This is a genomic window from Nitrospira sp. Vd2, from assembly GCF_979581665.1.
This window is the reverse complement of the sequence record NZ_CEFZSK010000017.1, coordinates 18,984-36,688: the sequence shown is the minus strand read 5'-3', so window position 1 is coordinate 36,688 and position 17,705 is coordinate 18,984. Positions and strand designations below refer to the sequence as shown.

Genomic DNA, 17,705 nt, shown 5'->3' with positions numbered 1-17,705 from the left:
AAGTGTCGGTATGAAAGTCGAATATTCCAAAGGCACGCGGGCCAGTCTGGAGCTGATTCAGCTGCACCGTCGAGCGTCGGAAGCGGCGAGCGGCCGAAAAACGAAGGTGATGCTCGTCTACCCCCCCGACTGGTACCCCTCGGAACCCTATCTGAGTCTCCCGACCCTCACCGCCGTGCTGCGAGCCGCCGGCCACGAGGTGATTCAAAAAGACATCAACCTCGAAATGTACGATTGGTACTTCAGCGAGGACTTCTTGAAGCGTGTGCTCCGGCGGGTCCCGCAGCAGCTTGATCGGTACCGAAAACTCTCGCGGAAACGAGAGCTCGCCGAATGGGAGCGGGACGTCCAACTCGCCCTCTGTGACCTCACGCGCGACTACATTGCCGAGCTGACGAAAAAGGCCGAGACCGCCAAGCGGATCGTGCGCGGAGAAGAGTTCTACGACGCCGACAAGCTGGAATGGGCGATCACTGTGTTCCGCGAGGTCACGCAGGCGATCTCCCTGGTCTACGCGCCGGCCCGCATTTGCATGCCGCCGATGGAAACCGATCTCTCTTATAAAGTATTCGTCTCCTCGGAAGTGCTCGATGCAGTGCACGATACGCAGGTCAACGTCTATCGCGATGTCTTCGAGCATCTGCTCAAACCCGCGATCGAGGCCGAGCGGCCCGATGTGATCGGCATCTCGATCGTGCTCCAGCAGCAATTGTTCTCGTCGATGACGTTCTGTGCGCTCATCAAAGAGCATTTCCCGGACATCCACGTGACGATCGGCGGCAATACGGTCACCCGGCTGCGCGATGTCTTGCCCGAGAAGCACGATCTCTTCGCGCTGTTCGACAGCGCCGTGATCTATGAAGGTGAGACGGCCTTTCTTCAGCTCGTCGAGGCGGTGGGGGCGGGGCGTGATATGGCGGGCATCCCGAATCTCATCTATCGCGATGCCTCGGGTATCCACACTTCACAGCTCAGTTATGCCGAGGACATGGCGTCCTTGCCGCCGCCTGATTTCGACGGGCTGCCGCTGGAGAAGTATTTCGTCCCCACGCGAATTCTCCCGTATCTCGCCACGCGTGGCTGCTACTGGGGCCGCTGTGAGTTTTGCGATCACGGCGAAGGCTATACGGCCGGCTATCGCACCAAGAAGATCGACCAGATCATTGACGAGATTCGCGGGCTCCGGGACAAGTATCACACGCGGCATTTTCACTTCACCGACGAGTCGTACCCGCCTGCGCTCTTCCGGAAGCTCACCCGGGGTCTCTTGGATGCGAATCTCCAGATCCAGTGGACGACGCACATGCGGTTCGAGAAGAGCTTGCTGGACGAGGCGGTCTGGAAGGACGCCGTGGCGTCGGGCTGCCGGTATCTGCATTTCGGCTATGAGTCGGGCAACGAACGGGTGCTCAAGCTGATGGACAAGGCGACGACGACCGAGGTCATCCGCCGAAGCCTGGAGCTCTCGGCAAACGCCGGGATCTGGAATCATGTGATGGGGTTTTTCGGTTTCCCCGGTGAGCGTCGCGAGGACGCGCTGGACTCGATCCGCTTCCTCGAGGAGAACAAGGACCTTGTCCACTCGATCGGGTTCGGTACCTTCGATCTCAGCCGGCACACGCCGGTGGCGAAGAACCCCGAGAAGTTCGGTGTCACGCCGTACAAGAATCCCGAGTGGGACTTGGCGCTCGACTATTACTACACCGTGAAAGAGGGATTGAGCGTTGAAGAAGCCGAGCAGGTGTTCGAAGAATTCGAGCGGAACCACCATCCCGGCTGGGACCTGCGCATCTTCATTCGAGAGTATATCTTTCTGTACATTGCGCGATTCGGGACGAACCGTTTGCCGGTGTTACAGTTCAAGCCCCGCTTCGATGAGCCGGTGGGCTTGGGCGTCGAGCGGTAGCAGGGCAGAGGGAAGTGGCTTAGGAGCCGGGCCGGACGGAACATGAGTGCGCGATTGATTCAGATCGAGGGGCAGAAGACAGCGGGCACCGGGCGAAAGCTCAAGGCGATGCTCCTGTTCCCGCCTGAGTGGGTGCCGACGGCGCCGTATCTGGCGTTGCCCAGTCTGACCGCCGTGCTGCGGGAGCATGGTCACGAGGTCGTGCAGCGGGATATCAACATCGAGATGTACGACCTCTTCTTCAGCGACACCTTTCTCATCTGGATGAAGGCGCGGATGGCGATGCAGATCCGCGAGTTGGAAGCCAAAGCCTCCGCCGGCTTGCTGAGCGAGCAGGAAGAGGAGCAGAAGCGGGTCCTGGACGAGAAAGCCGATCTCGACGTGTTCGATCTGGCCGAGCGCGCGATGGAAGCCAAGCGGATCACGCGCAGCGAAGACTTCTATGACGCCGCCAAGCTCGAATGGGCGCTGAACACGTTTCGCGAGGTCATGCATTACATCTCGGCCGCGTACTATCCCGCGTCGCTCGTCTTCTATCCCATGGAGAGCAACCTCGGCTATCGGCCGGGGGTGTCGAAGGAAGTCTTTGCCTGTCTGGACGACGAGCAGGTGAACGTCTACCGGGACGTCTGCCGGCAACTCGTCTTGCCGGCGGTCAGCAAAGAGCAGCCGGACGTCATCGGGATTTCCATCGGCACGCAGATGCAACTCTTGGCGGGCCTCACGTTCTGCCGGATGATCAAGGAAGCGTTCCCGCATATTCACGTGACGGTCGGCGGGAACATCATCACCCGGCTCCAAGAAGAATTTCCGAAGCACGAGCGGTTTTTCAGCGAGGTCTTCGATACCGCGATCATGTACGAAGGGGAGCGCGCGTTGCTGTGGCTGCTCGAGGCCGTCGCAGGCGAGCGACCGATCGAGTCAGTGCCGAATTTGATGCGGCGCGATGAGACCGGTATTCACGTGAATCAGGAGATTCACACCGAGAAGCTGTCGGCCTTGCCGTTGCCCGACTTCGACGGTCTGCCGCTCGACAGCTATTTCGTGCCGACGCGCATTCTGCCGTATCTGGCGACGCGCGGCTGCTACTGGGGGCGCTGTACCTTTTGCGATCACGGGCAGGGGTACTTCGACCAGTATCGTGGGCTCTCGGCGCAGCAGGTCGTCCAGCAGATCAAGGCACTCAAGGACAAGTACGGCGCCCAGCATTTTCTCTTTGCCGATGAATCGTATCCCCCCGCGCTGCTCAAAAAGGTCGTGCGGTTGCTGGTCGATCAGGAGATCGGCATCAAATGGACGACGCTGATCCGGTTCGAGGAAAGCCTCAACGATCCCGACCTGTGGCGGCTGATTCGTGAGTCCGGCTGCTGCACCATGTACTACGGCATGGAGTCGGCCAACGAGCGCGTGCTGAACCTGATGGACAAGCATGTCAAGAAGGCGACGATCGAAAAGAATTTGAAGCTGGCCGCCGAAGCCGGCATCTGGAATCACGTGATGGCCTTCTACGGTTTTCCCGGCGAGACACGCGAAGAGGCCGAGGAGACGCGTCAGTTCCTGCTGGACAACAAGGCGAACATCCACTCGGTGGAGCTGTTCTATTTCGTCGCGTACCGGCACACGCCGATGGTGCGCGATCCTGACCGGTTCGGGATTACGATCCACAAACAGGACGAGTACGACCTGCCGCTCGACTACTACTACACATTGAACGAGCCGGGCGGGGTGACGTGTCTGGAAGCCATGCAGCTCTGCGAGGAGTTCTATCAGAACGACTTTGCGCCGTGGGCGGTGCGGGTGAACGCCCGCGAACACGTCTTCCTCTACATCTCGAAGTTCGGGACGAACCGGCTGCCGCAGATCTATGCGACGCAAGCGTTGCAAGAGGAGGGAAATCGCGAAAGCGTCTCGGGCCTGGTCACTTGGCCCGTCGCTCGCGGCGATGCGGAATCCGCACGTGAAGGCGAGCCGGCGATGGCCAGGGTCGTGAGCCACGGCGTGTCGTGACGCATTGTTACCCACGCTCCTCGCTCTCTAACTGCGCCAGCAGCAACTCATACGCCGCCTGAATCTCCTTCGTCATCGCTTCGCCCTTCTTGTACATCTGCATGTACTTGCGCGGGTTGTTCGTGAGATTCGCATACCGATGCGGGTGCCAGGTGGCGAGCAGGTCACGGCGCTTCTGGTCGAGCTGCTCGCGCGTAAACGGCCGCGTCAGCGCAAACAGCTTCAGCGCCTGATCCATCGTCTCTGCTGTCATCCGTCGTTCCTCCACGCTGGCGCCTCTCGCAATGCCTCTCGTCACTGTGGCAAACTGTAAGACCATGAGTCAACCGAGCGAGTCAACCGAGTCATCATGCCGATCACCGCACCGCTGCCGTTGATCCAGCCGAAGAAGATTTTCTCGGAGAAGAACTACCGCGACGTCCTGCGTCGGGAGATGGACGCCGGGAAAATCCCGTTGAGCCTGGGGAAGACGTGCCCGGTCCGCTGCGAGTTCTGCTACGAGCTGGATCATTCCTATCGCGAGACCTTGGAGCCGCCCAAGACCAGCGATGAGGATTGGAAGTACATGCTCGACTACATCAGCAAGAAACCGACCGACCCGCTTCAGTTCTGGTGTCTCGGCGGCAATGAGTACATGGAGTGGACCGATCTGTTTCTCCATCCGAAGGCGATGGAATGGGTCGAAGACTTTCTGAAGTACACCGATAAGAACATCCAGTTCTTCACGGTCGGCTTCGTTCACGTGCCGAAGATCCATCAACTCGCCGCACAGTATCCCGGCCGGATCAATTTTGAATTGTCGGTGATCACGCTCGGCCGTTATCGGCAGCAGTTGATGCCGCACGCGCCGTCCGTCAAACACGTGCTCAAAGTGCTGGACGGCCCGGCCGTCTCGTCGGCGAACTTCTATTCGTTCGATCGCCACACGATGTCGGACGACGCGATCGAGATTTCGCGGATCAATCAAAAGTGCGTGCTGTGGATGGGATGCCTCACCCCGGTGCGCGGTCTGAAGGACGAGACGGCCGCGCTCATGCGGCAAGGACGAACCTTTCTCCCCGAGGAGGCCGAACGTATCTATGATGCCGGTCTCCCCAATCTTCAAACCATTCACACCGAGGCGCCGATCACGGCGTTTCTCAATCGGCGCCGTATCGTGAGTCTGTTCGACTCCCTGGAACTGGAGAAGAAGGATGTGGTGGTCATGGCCCGCAGCGTCTACAAGATTCTCACCATGTACCGGAAGAACCGGGCCAAATTTCTCATGGTGCCGAATGCCACGCTCGGCGGGGATTCGGACTGCACCGTTCTGCTGACCTTCGACGACATCGCGCGCGCGCTCAACGGTCAGAAAATGATCCACGTCCCCAAATGCGTCATGCAGTCCGGGCGGGGAGTCTACACCGATATCGCCGGCGTGACGCTCGAGGATTTCATGAAGAAGACGGGTGTGAAGGTCAAGGTTCTACACAAGATCGACACGACATTCGCCAACCAACGCTTGTACCGTAACGGGCTGCTTCGCAGCTACATCGAAGACTACGTCCGCAATCCGCTCACGCAGTCCTACGAAACCTTGCGCGTCTCCGCCTAGATTCCTCTCGGTGATCCTATTCACCGCTGGCGATCCTGAATCGACGTCGCGTTGACATTGCTCCGGGCGTCACCTAGAGTAGCCGAACGATGATGAACGGGGAGCGCCGAGTCCTGAAGTTTTATCAGGCCGATGTCTTCACGACGCTGCCGTTTGGCGGCAACCCGGTCGCGGTCGTTCCCGACGCGCAGGAGTTGACCGATCAGGAATTACAACAGATCGCGCGAGAAATGAACCTGTCGGAGACGGTGTTCATCTTTCCACCGACCGAGCCGGCCGCCTCCGTCAAGATCCGGATCTTCACGCCGACGCAGGAGATCCCTTTCGCCGGTCATCCGGTGATCGGCGCGTTCTATGTCCTTGGGATGCTCAAACGTGTGCCGTTGAGTGAACCGGTGACACGCGTGCTCCATGAGTGCAACATCGGACTGTTTCCCGTGGAATTGCACGTCCGCAGCGGCAACATTCATCGCGTCGTCATGTCGCAGCCCAAGCCGGAATTTCTTGCGCAAATCGATGCCGTCGAGGACATCTATGAAATTGCGAATGCCCTGGGTCTTGCGAAAGGTCAGATAGCCAGCAAATTCCCGATTCAGCTCGTGTCGACCGGATTGCCGGTGATCATCGTGCCCGTCCGCACACTCACCGCCGTGAAGTCGATCGTGCCGAATACGACGGCGGTCAATGAACTGTGCGCGCGCCACGGCGCCAATGGCATCATGGTGTTTACGACGATCACGGTGGAGCAGCTCTCGACGGTCCACACGCGCATGTTTGCGTCACCGATCGGTGTCGTGGAAGATCCGGCGACCGGAAGCGCCAGCGGGGCGCTGGGGGCCTACCTGGTGCAGAACGGCGTGGTCGAGGTGAGACCGGTGACGGAGATGATTGCCGAGCAAGGGTACGAAGTGGACCGCCCATCGCGGATTTTTATCGAAGTGGAATCCGAAGACGACGCGATTCAGTCGGTGAAAGTCGGGGGGCAGGCGGTGATGATGATCGAAGGCGAAATGACATTTTGACCGGCGACCGAGGAACGGAGGCGGGAATGGCGAACATCTCACAGGTCATGCGCAGGGAATTGAAGAAGATCAACTATGATGCGTCGGTCAAGGAGGCGGCCAAGCGGATGCGCGACGAGCGGATCGGCTCGTTGCTCGTCGAAAAGGCCGGGAGCATTGTCGGGATTCTGACGGACACCGATGTGGTCCGCCGTGCGGCGGCGGAGGGCGTGGATCTCGCCAAAACGGCCGTGTCCACGATCATGACGAGTCCGGTCGTGTCGATTGAGGGGATGCGCACCGTGCAAGACGCCCATGACATGATGGGTGACCTCGGTGTGAGGCACCTCGGGGTCACCGAACAGGGCAAGCTCGTCGGCGTCGTGTCGGTCCGTGATCTGTTGGTGCATTTTAAGCGGGTCTCGGAGCCGAAGATCGGGCAGGATTAACGGGACGCTGAAAAAGGCACCCAGCTTTTTTCTCGGCTCGAAAAAATCCTCAACGTACCCCGGAGGGTACGCCTCCGGTTTTTTCTCACCTGCGGCCTTGCTGGCTGACCTTTTTGAGCGCCCGTAACGCGAGGCACTTACTTATTGAGTTGCTGCACGATGTGCGTGAGTTCAGGCAGGATGAGTTTTTCCATGGCGAGGCGGACGGCGGATTCGGAGCCTGGCGTCGAGAAGATGATGCGACCGCGGTAGACCCCGGCGGTGGCCCGGCTCATGATCGCCGGTGACCCAATGTCTTGGTAGGTCAAGTAACGAAAAATCTCACCGAATCCCACCAAACGCTTCTCCAGCATCGCATCGACCGCTTCGAACGTCGAATCGCGCTTTGCGATCCCGGTTCCGCCGTTGATCAAAATGGCGTGAACGGCATCATCGGCCGCCGACGTCTTGATGAGGTCCGTAATTTCCGACGGCTCGTCTTTCACCACGTGGTAGCCCGCCACCTCGTGGCCGCACTCCTTCAACAGACGCATCATCACTTGTCCACTCGTATCGGTCTGAGGCGTCCGGGTATCGCTACACGTAATCACGACGCACGCCACGCGCCGGGGCGCCTGCGCCTTGTGCTCGTGATGCGTGCGTTGTCCCGCGTCGACGTGTGCCATGTCATGCCCACACGGAATTCGGCTTCAGCCGCTCGACTGGCGTGCCCTTCCCGATGTGCTCATCCAGAATCGCCGCGACATCTCCTTCCTGCACTTTGGAGTACCACGTGGCGTCGGGGTAGACGACGACGGTCGGCCCCTGTTCACACGGTCCCAAGCAGGCTGACCCGGTCACGAGGACTTGGCCCGGCGGGTAACCTCGTTCCATCAACCCCATGTTGAAGGCCATGAGCAGGTTGGCCGAGCCGGCGGCTCCGCAGGACGGCTTCGGGTGTCCCGGCGGCCGGGAATTGGTGCAGACGATGATGTGATACTTTGGTTTCGGCATGCGCTCTCCTGTCTCTGCGTGGGTCCGTTGCTCCGTGTGTCAACTGGTCTTCGGCATAAATCCGTGCCACATCTGCAGGCATTCGTCGGGCAGCTTCCAGTGTTTGACGCCCTTGATGATCCATTCCAGATAATGCTCCTTCGGCTTGAACTTGCCGATCGGTGTCGCAATGTGCGTGGTCACGAGTTCTTTGTCGCCGGCTTCGGTGATCACCGTGACTTGTACGTGACGAAAGGCATTCGGCGGGACTTCCTCTTCAAACGTATCGAGGATCTTGAGGTCCTCCTCCGTGACGTCCGCGATGATTCCCCACACGCGCTCGCCGGGCGACGGGCTGACGCTGGCAAGCCCGCAGCGCCATTGGGACGACCAGCGCGAAAACTGAATGGTGTGATCGGGCAAATAGGCCTTCGCCACGAACTGATGCTCGGGGGCGCGTCGTTTCAGTTGTGTGACGTTCAGGTTGTCGGCGTAAAAGAAAAATTTCATTGTTTCTGCAGGCGGTTAGCGATGAACGAGGCGTTACTTGTACCATACGCGCGCGCAGCCTTGTCAAGCAGGGTGGCCGGTTTTCGCCTGCGTTGACAGCGTTTCGGTACGCCTTCTATCCTTTTTCATGTCTTCGTTCTCGAGGACGAACGCCCGGCTCTCACCGGCTTTCATATGCGACAACTTCCGTGGGTGAAGATCATTCATTACGGCGTCTTTGGAATACTCATGATCGCCGCGACGGCATACTTCATCTTCAAGCCGCCCTTTGTGAACCCCCTGGCGGACCCAGGCGCGGCGGAAGCGATGGCGTTGGTGCAGACGCATCGGGCGCAGCATGCGCCAACCATCCGACAAGCGATCGACGAGCGCGTGAAAATGCTGTCCGAGCAAGGACGCGGCGTGCGATTGGGCGAATGGCGGGTGGAGCGCGAGGCGCCGGGGATTTATGTCGTCCGGGTCACCATTCGGGAACAGACGACGGTCGAATGGTTCGAGCGAAATTACTTGTGGCGCGTCGACGTCGCCACCCGTCGTATCGACCCCCTGACATTGCCAGCGACCACGGTGATGCCGCCGGAGGAGCACAGAGAAAGGCAGGCGACTTAGCCCGCATTATTCATGAACAGTTTTGCTGCAATCGTCGATTCGCTGCTGCGATGGGCGTGCTCGCCGGTCAGTCAGTCAACATACTGCAGTGAGTATGCCTCCTTCCCTCGCGGCTGCGCTTGCCCGTCTCTCGCGCGGCTCCGCCTTCACACCCGCCCGCCCCGGGCGCGTATCTCATCCACCCAACCCCGAGCCGCCAAGACGGCTCTTTCCCGTTGGACGCGCCCGGTCCCAAAGTTCGCGACGACCCGTCATGAATAATGCGGGCTAGCGATCAGGCAGTTCGACCTGTACGGTGCCGTCGACGATGCGGACCGGGAATCGCTCCACGGTGATCTGCGGGTTCTGCGGCCGCTCGCCGCTCCGCACATTGAACTTCCAACCGTGCCACGGGCATTCGACAACCTCTCCAACCAGGCATCCTTCACCCAGCAGCCCACCGGCATGCGGGCAGGTATTGTCGACGGCATAAATCGTGCCCTCTACGTTACAGAGCGCAAGCCCCATCCCTCCCACATCGACCGAGACGCACCCACCAATCGGAATGTCGGAGGCCTTCGCCGCCTCGAACAACTTCATATCCACCGTGAAAATTTGCTACTTTACAAGGTGTGGAGTCGATTCTGCAAGTTCTGCTCCCGCTCGCCGGCGTGCCAAGGAATTGATTTATTGAAGGAAATGTGGCAGGGTAACGGGAGTTTGCCTGGTAACGGGATGTTGCCGTCCCTCAGCGAGAGGAGGGGAATGAGTTGGAGCTGACGCTGCTGCTGAATGCGAGCTACGAACCGCTCCGGGTACTCCATTGGCAAAAGGCCATTTCACTCTTATGGCAAGGCAAGGTCGAAGTTCTCGAGGTTTACGACCGGGAGATTCATGGCGTCTCGGTGTCGATCAAGCTGCCGGCCGTCATGCGGTTGCTGAAGCTGGTCAAGCTCAAAGACAACCACCGGGCCGTCAAGTTCTCTCGCATTAATATCTTCACCCGCGACGGGTACACCTGCCAGTATTGCAAGCATCGATTCAAAACCGAGGACCTCACCTTCGACCACGTCGTGCCGATCGCCAAAGGCGGCCGGAAGACGTGGGAAAACATCGTCACGGCCTGTTGGCGCTGCAACAATAAGAAGAGTGGCCGGACGCCGGAGGAAGCCGGCATGCGCCTAGCCAGAAAGCCCGTCAAGCCTCGTTGGAATCCGGTGATCACGATTACGATCGGGATCCGGAACGCCCCCGAGAGCTGGCGCGACTATCTCTATTGGAACATGGAATTGGATGCCGATCCGGCGGATGGGTGAGGCAACGTCAGCTTGACTCTGAGCTCTCTGCGTTGGTGGTGCTAGTCGAATCCCGCCCGTAGTCTAATAGACTTTATTGATCACGATCTCGATATCCCGCGCTCCCGGCAGCGTCGGGTTCTTCTCAAACCGTCCTTCCATGTCCCCGGGCTGAGGCGGGCCAGCGGTTCCGTCTTTATCCACGCGGGCAATGACGTCGACCATTCCCCGCAGCTCTGAACCCTCCACCATCACATCTTTGCTGGTAATCTCGAATGACACCGGGAACCGCGGATTGTCGATGCGCTTGGCGGCAATCGGTCGCGGCATGCCGCCGGGCCGCCGGACGATGACGAACAACACGTCGGTGGGAGCCAACTTCGCGGCCAATTCGGGCTCGATGCGTACCTTCCCGGCAATGACCCCGCTTCCCTGTTGCTCACAGCTATGCGCCAATCCCAGCCAGGCCGCAATGGCGGCAAATAGAATGATGCCGCCGGCCATTCCGACAGCACGCATGGTGTCGCTCTTCATCTTTTCCTGTCTCCTTCCTGGCCGGTCATTGGCCGCGCATTATACAGGCAGCGAACGGGCGTTTGGAAAGAGCGTTTACGTCCGAATTGAGCCTGCGGTAAGATATCGCCCGATTGTGAGGGACATATGACTGTGAATCCGGGTTTTCAGCTTTCCATCGATGTCAAAGGCCGGTTGTGCCTGGTGTTGGGCGGCGGCGAGGAAGCCGCCGACAAGGTGCAGCGATTGCTTCAAGCGGGGGCGAAAGTGACGGTGATCAATCCCACGTTGAACGATGCGCTGCGAAAGCTGGCGGCGTCCGGCAAGATCATTCATCGGGTGCGCACGTTCCGGGCCAGCGATGGGGAAGGTGTGACGCTCGTCATCAATGCGCAGAAGACCGATACGGATTACGCGCGCTCGCTCTACGAACTCGCGCTGAAAGAGCGGTTTCTTCTCTGCTCGACCGATAGACCGGACCTGTCGACGTGTACGATGCCCGCACTCGTGAGCCGCGGACATCTGCGGATCGCGATCAGCACGAGCGGTGTCGCGCCGGCTTTGGCCGCGCGGCTTCGGCAGGATCTCGCGGCCCTGTTTGATGACGAGTTCGAAGCGTTTTTGGACTGGCTCAGGCAACTCCGAGAAGCGTCGCAGGCCGAGGAGCCCGATCCCGAGCGTCGACGCGCCCAATTGCGGGAAGCCGTGGAAGGGTTCAAGCTGTCCGGGACAGTCACGTATCCATCGGCATGGCGAGCGGCCAGCCGCACGGAAGTATCGCAATAAGCATGAGAAGGGAGGTGTGATGGTTCTCCTCGAGTTCAGCATGTCGCCGCTCGGCAAGGGTGAAAGCGTCGGCAAGTATGTGGCTCGCTCGCTCGATATTATCGATAAGAGCGGCATCGAGTACCGGCTCAATCCGATGGGGACGGTCTTGGAGGGCGAATGGGACGAGGTGATGGACGTCGTTCGCCGCTGCTATGAACGCATGCGGAAAGACTGTAACCGGATCTCCTGTACGATCAAGATCGACTATCGAAAGGGTCACAGGGGGCGGTTATCGGTGAAGACGGCAAGTGTGGAGAAACGATTGAAGCGGACCCTTCGAACCTAGCCCAAAGCCGCGGTCACTTTCGGCCGGTTCCCCCCGCCGGACTCAATCAAAACAAGGACAGGCGAAAGTATTTGGTCGGATGCCGCTTGACGTCCGCCACCAGTTGTTCCAGCTCGGTGAGCAGCTTGTCCGCACGGCCGTAGAGTTCGTCTTGCGTCACTAATTTTCCCACCGTGCCTTCACCGCTCTGGATGCGGGATAAAATCTGCTCGCCCCGCGTCGTCAAGTTATCGAGGCGTTGATACAGCGCGGGGTCGGAGAGCTTGACGAGCGTCCCGTTCTGATTGCTCAGGCGGCGCGTCAATTCGGTGAGCTCCGTCAGCGCCTGATCGGCCCGGCGATAGAACGCTTCATCGGCCACGAGGCGGCCGATCGTGCCTTCCCCACGTTCGACCTTGTCGATCACCTCCAGTCCCTTCTCCGACGCCGCCTCCAGTTTTTCCAACAGACGCTGAGAGCGTTCGTAGAGGCTTGGGTCGGCCACGAGTTTTCCGGCGGTGCCTTGTCCTTGGCTGATGGACGCAAGGATGCGGTGCAAGTCGCCGATCGCCTCGTTCAGGCGGTCAAGCGTGACGCCGGCCTCGGAAGCGAGTCCGGTGACATCCCCGTCGGCCTTTCCCACGAGGGTGTGTGTCGCCGTGAGCGGCGGATGATCCGCCGTGCCGGGGGAGAGATCGAGAAATTTGTCGCCCAACAGGCCGAGCGCCTTGATCGCGACCGTCGCGTCGTCGTGAAGGTGCGGCATGACTGAACGATGAACGGTAAAGAAAATATCGACACCGCCAGAGTTCTCGGCCAGCCGAATGTCGCGGACATTCCCTACATCGACGCCGTTGAAGCGCACCGGACCGCCGACCTTCAGGCCCTGGCTGTGGTTGACGAGAGCCTTCAGTTGGACTTGGCGTGAGATGAACGTGAGCCCGTGGTTCATATTCATGATCGCCGCCGCAAGCAAGACGATGGCGATCACGACGACCGCGCCGACTTTGACTTGGGACCATCGTAGTGATGGGCGTGGCATGGTGTCCGTTGTTAGACCGTCGTCGGAGGGCGGCGGGCCAATGACAGAGTACCCGCCTCCGGTGTAAAGACACTGCCGGGGTCGATGAAGAGCCGGACATCGGGATCTTCCGAGCGCCTCAGTTCCTCCGGCGTGCCCTCGAAGATGACACGGCCCTGTTGGAGCATCAACATGGAATCGGCCACCCGACACCCGGTTTCCAGATCGTGAGTCACGACGATCTGCGTCGCGTGTTTCCCCTTGAGCTTCAGGATCAGCCGGCTGATGAGGCAGGTGTTGATCGGGTCCAGCCCGGCCGTCGGTTCATCATAGAGAATGATGCCGGCCCCGCTCGCCAGGGCTCGCGCGATGCCCACCCGTTTGCGCATCCCACCGCTGAGTTCGGCCGGCATCTTGTCGATCACATCTTCCAGTGCGACAAAGCGCAGACTCTCCCTGACGATTCGGTCGATCTCCGCCTCGGGGACGGTGCCCCGCTCGCGTAAGCGGTAGCCGACATTTTCACCCACGGTCAGTGAGTCGAACAACGCGGCGCTCTGAAACACCATGGCCATCTTCTCGCGGCAGTGGCGCAGCGCACGCTCGTTGGCCTTCGCGATGTCGATGCCGTTGATCGTGATCGATCCTCGGTCCGGCCGGTAGAGGCCGAGAATGAGACGAAGGACTGTTGTCTTCCCGGAGCCGCTGGCGCCCACGATGACTTTTGTTTCCCCTGCCGCCACGTGAAACGAGATATCGTGAAGCACCTCGCGGTCCCCGAGGGTCAGTGATACGTGTTGGAGACGGAGCATCGCTACCACGCCATGAAGAGCTTTGTCAGGAGAAAGTTGCTGCCCAGGACGAGAATCGAGGAGGACACCATCGACTGCGTCGTCGAGCGACCGACCCCCACCGTCCCCCCGCGGGTGTGAAAGCCCGAGTAGCACCCGACCATGGCAATGAGGAATCCAAAGACGGCGGGTTTGACGAGGCCGAGCACGACATCACCTGGGACGAGCGCTTCGAGCGCCCAGGTCCAGTAAAAGTAGGAATCGATGCTCAGAGTCATGGTAGCAATGACCCAACCGCCGGCGATCGCGATGGCGTCCGTCAAAATGGTGAGCAGGGGAATCATGAGCACACAGGCGACCAAGCGCGTCGTCACGAGCTTGGCAATCGGATCGCTCCCCTCGGCCCGCAGGGCGTCGATCTGCTCCGTCACCTTCATCGATCCAATTTCCGAGGCGATTCCCGTCCCGACCCGGCCCGCGATCATGAGTGCCGCGAGGACCGGGCCCAGTTCCCGGACCACCGAGGTGCTGATCAAGCGGGAAACATAAATCGTCGCCCCGTACGGCTCGAGCTGAATCGCGCCTTGGAGGGCGAGGACCATGCCCGTGAACAGACCGGTCAAAATCACGATGAACAGAGAGCCGACGCCCACGCGGTCGATCTGAAGGATCATTTCGGGAACATAGCGGCGCGATCGCGTCAACCCTGCAATGGCTTGACCGGTCAATTCGGCAAATTCCTGCACGACCAGCAACGTATTCAGCAGCCGGTCTTCAAGGGTGCGGTACGTCATTCGTCCTGGCAGGCGAAGCGACAGCATCCGTTTATTATAGGGGAGGGGGATGGCGAGGGACAATCGTCCCTGAGCGGGACGGCGCGTCTTGGTCTACGCCTGCCGATAGAGCCGTGCGACTCGTGGGCCGAGCGCGCACAACACTTCATAGGGAATCGTCTGGGACCAGGAGGCGAGGTGTGCGGCAGTCAAACGGAGGCCCCCTTGCCGGCCGATCAAGACCACGTCGTCTCCGACGGCGGCGTCCGGAACGTCGGTCACATCGACCATCGTCATGTCCATGCAGACCCTGCCGATAATCGGCGCGCGGCGGCCCCTGATGAGGACGGCGCCACGATTCGACAACAATCGATTATAGCCGTCGGCGTACCCGACCGGCAAGACCGCAATGCGACTGGGCCGCGTGATCGTCCCGCTGCGGTTATAACTGACGTGCTCACCGGCCGACAACGTCCGGACTTGCACGACCCGCGTGACGAGGCTCAGCACCGGCTTCAGCTTGATGGGAAGAGGTGCGCCCTCGGCCGTGTGATAGCCATAGAGCATGATGCCGGGCCGGACGAGCGTCAAGTGTGACGCGGGATGAAACAGGACGGCGGCGCTGTTGGCCGCATGGATCAGCGGGATGTGGATGCCCGCGCGTTTCACGTCGTCGATCGTCGCCTGGAACCGTTGAAGTTGTAGATGGGTATACGTCTTGTCGGTATTATCCGCATCGGCGAGATGGGTCATCAATCCTTCTGGATAGAGGCGTCCAAAGAAGGCCGGCAGGCGAAGGACAGAAAGGACTTCGCCGGGGAGGAGACCGAGGCGACCCATACCCGTTTCGACTTTCACATGCACCGGGTAGCGCGCGTGCTCGTGAACGTGACGGGCCAGTGCCTCCACAATAGCCGAATCGTGCACAATCGGCGTCAGACCGTGTGTGACGACTTCGCTGCATTGCTCAGGGAGCAGGGCCCCCATGACGAGGATGGTCGCATTGATCCCTGCCGTACGCAGCGCAATGCCCTCCTCGAGCGTCGCGACTCCAAACCGGCGGACGCCGAGCGTACTCAGGGCGTGGGTGATCGGGATCGCGCCATGCCCATAGGCATCGGCTTTGACCACGGCAAGAATTTCGCAGGCTGGGGGAATGTGTTGTCGGACTTGGTCGAGATTGTGAGCGAGTGCCGAGAGATCGATCAGGGCCCGGGTGGGCGGCAAGGCTGACGACGGCTCGCTATGGGACGTGTGTGCTCGCACCGGGAGAGACTAGATCTCGAGAATCTCCTCCTCCTTCTTCTTGAGGATTTGATCGACCTTTTGCACATACTGGTCCGTCAGTTTTTGGACTTCGTTCTCAGCCTTGCGGAGCTCGTCCTCCGAGAGCTTTGCGTCCTTCTGCTGATGCTTCAATTCCTCGTTGCTTTCACGGCGAATATTCCGCAACGCGATCTTCGTCTCCTCCCCGTGTTTCTTACACACCTTGATGAGCTCTTTGCGTCGCTCCTCCGTGAGCGGGGGAACCGGGATGCGGATGATCTTGCCGTCGTTCGCCGGAGTCAACCCCAATCCCGACGCCATGATGGCCTTTTCAATCTCACGGATGAGCTGAGGTTCCCAAGGCTGGACCGTGATCAAACGGCTTTCCGGCACCGCGACATTGGCCACCTGCTTGAGCGGCGTCAGCGTGCCGTAATAATCGACTTTGATCGTATCAAGCAGGGTCGTGGAGGCGCGACCCGTCCGCAAGCCGCCGAGCTCGCGCTTCAAATGCTCCAACGCGGCCTCCATGCGCTCGGTGGCTTTGCGTTTGACGTCGCTCGCCATGAGGCCTCGCTCACCGGGAGCCGGCGGTCACGAGGGTGCCGATCCGTTGGCCTTGCACCACTCGCAGCAGATTGCCCGGTTCCTTGAGGTTGAAGACGATCAGCGGGAGATTGTTGTCCATGCACAAGGTGATGGCGGTGGAGTCCATGACCTTCAAATTCTGGTTCAGCACGGAGAGGAACGGGAGCTCGTTGAACTTCTTAGCGGTGGGATGGGTGACCGGATCGGCTTCGTAGATGCCGTCGACCTTCGTGCCCTTCATGATCACTTGCGCGCCGATTTCCATGGCCCGAAGCACCGCGGCGGTGTCCGTCGAGAAGTATGGATTGCCGGTTCCCGCGGCAAAAATCACGACGCGCTTCTTTTCGAGATGGCGAATCGCCCGGCGTCGAATGTAGCCTTCGGCGAGCTGACGCATTTCGATCGCGGATTGCACCCGTGTGACGATGCCCCTCTGCTCGAGGACGTTCTGAAGCGCGAGCGCATTGAGCACGGTGGCGAGCATGCCCATATAGTCGGCGGAGGATCGCTCCATGCCGTTCGCGCTGGCCGCGATGCCGCGAAAAATATTGCCGCCGCCGATGACGATCGCCACTTCGACGCCCATCGCGACGACGGCTTTGATCTCATTCGCCAGGTCATCGAGAATTTTGGGATGAATGCCGTATCCTTGATCGCCGGCCAACAGCTCGCCGCTGATCTTCAAAAGAATCCGCTGGTACTTCGCAGCGGTCATTCCAGGCCTAATTGATAGCGGGTGAACCGGCGGATGCTGATGTTCTCTCCGATCTTCGCAATCTTCTGCGTCAGGAGATCCTTGATGGTCGTCGTCGGGTCCTTGATGAACGTCTGCTCCAGCAGGCAACTCTCCTGGTAGAACTTTTCGACCTTGCCCTCGACGATCTTCGGCCACGCGGCTTCCGGCTTGCCCATCTCTTTGGCTTGCGCCTGGTAGATCGACTTTTCCTTCTCGATGACGGCGGGAGGGATGTCCTCGCGCCGAACATACGAGGGGCTTGCGGCGGCGATCTGCAGCGCCAAGTCCTTCACGAAGGCTTGAAACTCTTCGTTGCGCGCGACGAAGTCCGTTTCACAATTCACCTCGACGAGCACGCCGATGCGATTGCCGGGATGGATGTAGGCGGCAATCGTCCCCTCGTTCGTTTCGCGCCCCGCCTTCTTTTGCGCCGTCGCGAGGCCTTTTTGCCTCAAGTGCTCGATGGCCTTCTCCAGATCGTTGCCGCTCTCCTTCAGCGCGTTTTGGCAATCGAGAATGCCCGCGCCGGTCTTCTCACGGAGTTCCTTTACGAGTGTCGTATTGCCTGCCATGCCGCTCGCTCTCCTCTCTCACTCTGGGAC

Annotated in this window: 22 protein-coding genes; 9 read left to right on the top strand and 13 right to left on the bottom strand. The window is 60.0% G+C overall.

Annotated elements, in window-relative coordinates; translation table 11 throughout:
- Positions 1-10: 10 nt before the first annotated feature.
- The gene (locus AC1U7K_RS08610) at positions 11-1,906 is read left to right on the top strand and encodes a B12-binding domain-containing radical SAM protein (RefSeq protein ID WP_480250711.1); all 1,896 of its coding nucleotides are present in this window, start codon (positions 11-13) and stop codon (positions 1,904-1,906) included.
- Between the two features lie 42 nt (positions 1,907-1,948).
- Positions 1,949-3,913 carry a B12-binding domain-containing radical SAM protein gene (locus tag AC1U7K_RS08605; protein ID WP_480250710.1) on the top strand — a complete coding sequence of 655 codons (1,965 nt, stop codon included), beginning with the start codon at positions 1,949-1,951 and terminating at the stop codon, positions 3,911-3,913.
- 7 nt (positions 3,914-3,920) lie between these two features.
- Here the strand turns inward: AC1U7K_RS08605 and AC1U7K_RS08600 are convergent, their stop codons facing one another.
- Positions 3,921-4,166 carry a hypothetical protein gene (locus AC1U7K_RS08600; protein WP_480250709.1) on the bottom strand — a complete coding sequence of 82 codons (246 nt, stop codon included), beginning with the start codon at positions 4,164-4,166 and terminating at the stop codon, positions 3,921-3,923.
- Between the two features lie 96 nt (positions 4,167-4,262).
- On the opposite strand from AC1U7K_RS08600, the gene AC1U7K_RS08595 reads away from it, so the two are divergent.
- The 3 genes from AC1U7K_RS08595 to AC1U7K_RS08585 all read left to right on the top strand — a co-directional run bounded on the left by AC1U7K_RS08595 (position 4,263) and on the right by AC1U7K_RS08585 (position 6,957).
- Entirely contained in the window at positions 4,263-5,507 is a 1,245-nt protein-coding gene (locus AC1U7K_RS08595; RefSeq protein ID WP_480250708.1) for a hypothetical protein, read from the top strand.
- A gap of 89 nt (positions 5,508-5,596) precedes the next feature.
- On the top strand, positions 5,597-6,529 hold the full coding sequence (locus AC1U7K_RS08590; RefSeq protein ID WP_480250707.1) for a PhzF family phenazine biosynthesis protein: 933 nt from the start codon (positions 5,597-5,599) through the stop codon (positions 6,527-6,529).
- A gap of 26 nt (positions 6,530-6,555) precedes the next feature.
- Positions 6,556-6,957: a CBS domain-containing protein gene (locus AC1U7K_RS08585; protein WP_480250706.1), complete on the top strand. Its 402-nt coding sequence runs from the start codon at positions 6,556-6,558 to the stop codon at positions 6,955-6,957.
- 137 nt (positions 6,958-7,094) lie between these two features.
- Here AC1U7K_RS08585 and AC1U7K_RS08580 read toward each other — a convergent pair whose 3' ends face one another.
- The 3 genes from AC1U7K_RS08580 to AC1U7K_RS08570 are packed head-to-tail and all read right to left on the bottom strand — an operon-like array spanning position 7,095 to position 8,439.
- Positions 7,095-7,622 carry a MogA/MoaB family molybdenum cofactor biosynthesis protein gene (locus tag AC1U7K_RS08580; protein ID WP_480250705.1) on the bottom strand — a complete coding sequence of 176 codons (528 nt, stop codon included), beginning with the start codon at positions 7,620-7,622 and terminating at the stop codon, positions 7,095-7,097.
- A gap of 1 nt (position 7,623) precedes the next feature.
- A complete protein-coding gene (locus AC1U7K_RS08575; RefSeq protein ID WP_480250704.1) occupies positions 7,624-7,950 on the bottom strand; it encodes a (2Fe-2S) ferredoxin domain-containing protein in 327 nt (108 codons plus the stop codon).
- 39 nt (positions 7,951-7,989) lie between these two features.
- Complete coding sequence (locus tag AC1U7K_RS08570) at positions 7,990-8,439, bottom strand: gamma-glutamylcyclotransferase family protein (RefSeq protein ID WP_480250703.1); 450 nt, start codon at positions 8,437-8,439, stop codon at positions 7,990-7,992.
- Positions 8,440-8,613: 174 nt separating this feature from the next.
- Between AC1U7K_RS08570 and AC1U7K_RS08565 the strand changes: the two genes are divergently transcribed.
- A complete protein-coding gene (locus tag AC1U7K_RS08565; protein ID WP_480250701.1) occupies positions 8,614-9,048 on the top strand; it encodes a hypothetical protein in 435 nt (144 codons plus the stop codon).
- Between the two features lie 267 nt (positions 9,049-9,315).
- Here the strand turns inward: AC1U7K_RS08565 and AC1U7K_RS08560 are convergent, their stop codons facing one another.
- Complete coding sequence (locus AC1U7K_RS08560) at positions 9,316-9,627, bottom strand: Rieske (2Fe-2S) protein (protein ID WP_480250700.1); 312 nt, start codon at positions 9,625-9,627, stop codon at positions 9,316-9,318.
- 170 nt (positions 9,628-9,797) lie between these two features.
- On the opposite strand from AC1U7K_RS08560, the gene AC1U7K_RS08555 reads away from it, so the two are divergent.
- The gene (locus tag AC1U7K_RS08555) at positions 9,798-10,343 is read left to right on the top strand and encodes an HNH endonuclease (RefSeq protein WP_480250699.1); all 546 of its coding nucleotides are present in this window, start codon (positions 9,798-9,800) and stop codon (positions 10,341-10,343) included.
- A 63-nt stretch (positions 10,344-10,406) separates the two neighbouring features.
- Here the strand turns inward: AC1U7K_RS08555 and AC1U7K_RS08550 are convergent, their stop codons facing one another.
- Complete coding sequence (locus AC1U7K_RS08550; RefSeq protein ID WP_480250698.1) at positions 10,407-10,856, bottom strand: c-type cytochrome biogenesis protein CcmI/CycH; 450 nt, start codon at positions 10,854-10,856, stop codon at positions 10,407-10,409.
- 126 nt (positions 10,857-10,982) lie between these two features.
- On the opposite strand from AC1U7K_RS08550, the gene AC1U7K_RS08545 reads away from it, so the two are divergent.
- Both AC1U7K_RS08545 and AC1U7K_RS08540 read left to right on the top strand, forming a co-directional pair.
- Entirely contained in the window at positions 10,983-11,621 is a 639-nt protein-coding gene (locus tag AC1U7K_RS08545; RefSeq protein ID WP_480250696.1) for a precorrin-2 dehydrogenase/sirohydrochlorin ferrochelatase family protein, read from the top strand.
- Between the two features lie 19 nt (positions 11,622-11,640).
- Positions 11,641-11,949, top strand: a complete 309-nt coding sequence (locus AC1U7K_RS08540; RefSeq protein WP_480250695.1) for an MTH1187 family thiamine-binding protein — start codon at positions 11,641-11,643, stop codon at positions 11,947-11,949.
- A gap of 46 nt (positions 11,950-11,995) precedes the next feature.
- Here AC1U7K_RS08540 and AC1U7K_RS08535 read toward each other — a convergent pair whose 3' ends face one another.
- The 7 genes from AC1U7K_RS08535 to tsf all read right to left on the bottom strand — a co-directional run bounded on the left by AC1U7K_RS08535 (position 11,996) and on the right by tsf (position 17,675).
- The gene (locus AC1U7K_RS08535) at positions 11,996-12,970 is read right to left on the bottom strand and encodes an MlaD family protein (RefSeq protein ID WP_480250694.1); all 975 of its coding nucleotides are present in this window, start codon (positions 12,968-12,970) and stop codon (positions 11,996-11,998) included.
- Between the two features lie 11 nt (positions 12,971-12,981).
- Positions 12,982-13,761 carry an ABC transporter ATP-binding protein gene (locus AC1U7K_RS08530; RefSeq protein WP_480250693.1) on the bottom strand — a complete coding sequence of 260 codons (780 nt, stop codon included), beginning with the start codon at positions 13,759-13,761 and terminating at the stop codon, positions 12,982-12,984.
- A gap of 2 nt (positions 13,762-13,763) precedes the next feature.
- Entirely contained in the window at positions 13,764-14,534 is a 771-nt protein-coding gene (locus AC1U7K_RS08525) for an MlaE family ABC transporter permease (protein ID WP_480250692.1), read from the bottom strand.
- 93 nt (positions 14,535-14,627) lie between these two features.
- A complete protein-coding gene (gene alr / locus AC1U7K_RS08520) occupies positions 14,628-15,740 on the bottom strand; it encodes an alanine racemase (protein WP_480250691.1) in 1,113 nt (370 codons plus the stop codon).
- A 48-nt stretch (positions 15,741-15,788) separates the two neighbouring features.
- Entirely contained in the window at positions 15,789-16,346 is a 558-nt protein-coding gene (frr, locus tag AC1U7K_RS08515; RefSeq protein ID WP_480250689.1) for a ribosome recycling factor, read from the bottom strand.
- Positions 16,347-16,356: 10 nt separating this feature from the next.
- On the bottom strand, positions 16,357-17,082 hold the full coding sequence (gene pyrH, locus AC1U7K_RS08510; RefSeq protein WP_480250688.1) for a UMP kinase: 726 nt from the start codon (positions 17,080-17,082) through the stop codon (positions 16,357-16,359).
- Complete coding sequence (gene tsf / locus AC1U7K_RS08505; protein ID WP_480250686.1) at positions 17,079-17,675, bottom strand: translation elongation factor Ts; 597 nt, start codon at positions 17,673-17,675, stop codon at positions 17,079-17,081. Before tsf ends, pyrH begins: the two co-directional genes overlap by 4 nt.
- Between the last annotated feature and the right edge of the window lie 30 nt (positions 17,676-17,705).

Bases quoted from the DNA above. Each gene is read 5' to 3' on its own strand.
- AC1U7K_RS08550 (WP_480250698.1), bottom strand. From the start codon at position 10,856: ATGAAGAGCGACACCATGCGTGCTGTCGGAATGGCCGGCGGCATCATT.
- AC1U7K_RS08580 (WP_480250705.1), bottom strand. From the start codon at position 7,622: ATGGCACACGTCGACGCGGGACAACGCACGCATCACGAGCACAAGGCG.
- AC1U7K_RS08530 (WP_480250693.1), bottom strand. From the start codon at position 13,761: ATGCTCCGTCTCCAACACGTATCACTGACCCTCGGGGACCGCGAGGTG.
- AC1U7K_RS08545 (WP_480250696.1), top strand. From the start codon at position 10,983: ATGACTGTGAATCCGGGTTTTCAGCTTTCCATCGATGTCAAAGGCCGG.
- AC1U7K_RS08540 (WP_480250695.1), top strand. From the start codon at position 11,641: ATGGTTCTCCTCGAGTTCAGCATGTCGCCGCTCGGCAAGGGTGAAAGC.
- AC1U7K_RS08535 (WP_480250694.1), bottom strand. From the start codon at position 12,970: ATGCCACGCCCATCACTACGATGGTCCCAAGTCAAAGTCGGCGCGGTC.
- AC1U7K_RS08570 (WP_480250703.1), bottom strand. From the start codon at position 8,439: ATGAAATTTTTCTTTTACGCCGACAACCTGAACGTCACACAACTGAAA.
- frr (WP_480250689.1), bottom strand. From the start codon at position 16,346: ATGGCGAGCGACGTCAAACGCAAAGCCACCGAGCGCATGGAGGCCGCG.
- AC1U7K_RS08600 (WP_480250709.1), bottom strand. From the start codon at position 4,166: ATGACAGCAGAGACGATGGATCAGGCGCTGAAGCTGTTTGCGCTGACG.
- AC1U7K_RS08590 (WP_480250707.1), top strand. From the start codon at position 5,597: ATGATGAACGGGGAGCGCCGAGTCCTGAAGTTTTATCAGGCCGATGTC.
- AC1U7K_RS08575 (WP_480250704.1), bottom strand. From the start codon at position 7,950: ATGCCGAAACCAAAGTATCACATCATCGTCTGCACCAATTCCCGGCCG.
- pyrH (WP_480250688.1), bottom strand. From the start codon at position 17,082: ATGACCGCTGCGAAGTACCAGCGGATTCTTTTGAAGATCAGCGGCGAG.
- AC1U7K_RS08595 (WP_480250708.1), top strand. From the start codon at position 4,263: ATGCCGATCACCGCACCGCTGCCGTTGATCCAGCCGAAGAAGATTTTC.
- AC1U7K_RS08525 (WP_480250692.1), bottom strand. From the start codon at position 14,534: ATGACGTACCGCACCCTTGAAGACCGGCTGCTGAATACGTTGCTGGTC.
- AC1U7K_RS08610 (WP_480250711.1), top strand. From the start codon at position 11: ATGAAAGTCGAATATTCCAAAGGCACGCGGGCCAGTCTGGAGCTGATT.
- AC1U7K_RS08605 (WP_480250710.1), top strand. From the start codon at position 1,949: ATGAGTGCGCGATTGATTCAGATCGAGGGGCAGAAGACAGCGGGCACC.
- tsf (WP_480250686.1), bottom strand. From the start codon at position 17,675: ATGGCAGGCAATACGACACTCGTAAAGGAACTCCGTGAGAAGACCGGC.
- AC1U7K_RS08560 (WP_480250700.1), bottom strand. From the start codon at position 9,627: ATGAAGTTGTTCGAGGCGGCGAAGGCCTCCGACATTCCGATTGGTGGG.
- AC1U7K_RS08585 (WP_480250706.1), top strand. From the start codon at position 6,556: ATGGCGAACATCTCACAGGTCATGCGCAGGGAATTGAAGAAGATCAAC.
- AC1U7K_RS08565 (WP_480250701.1), top strand. From the start codon at position 8,614: ATGCGACAACTTCCGTGGGTGAAGATCATTCATTACGGCGTCTTTGGA.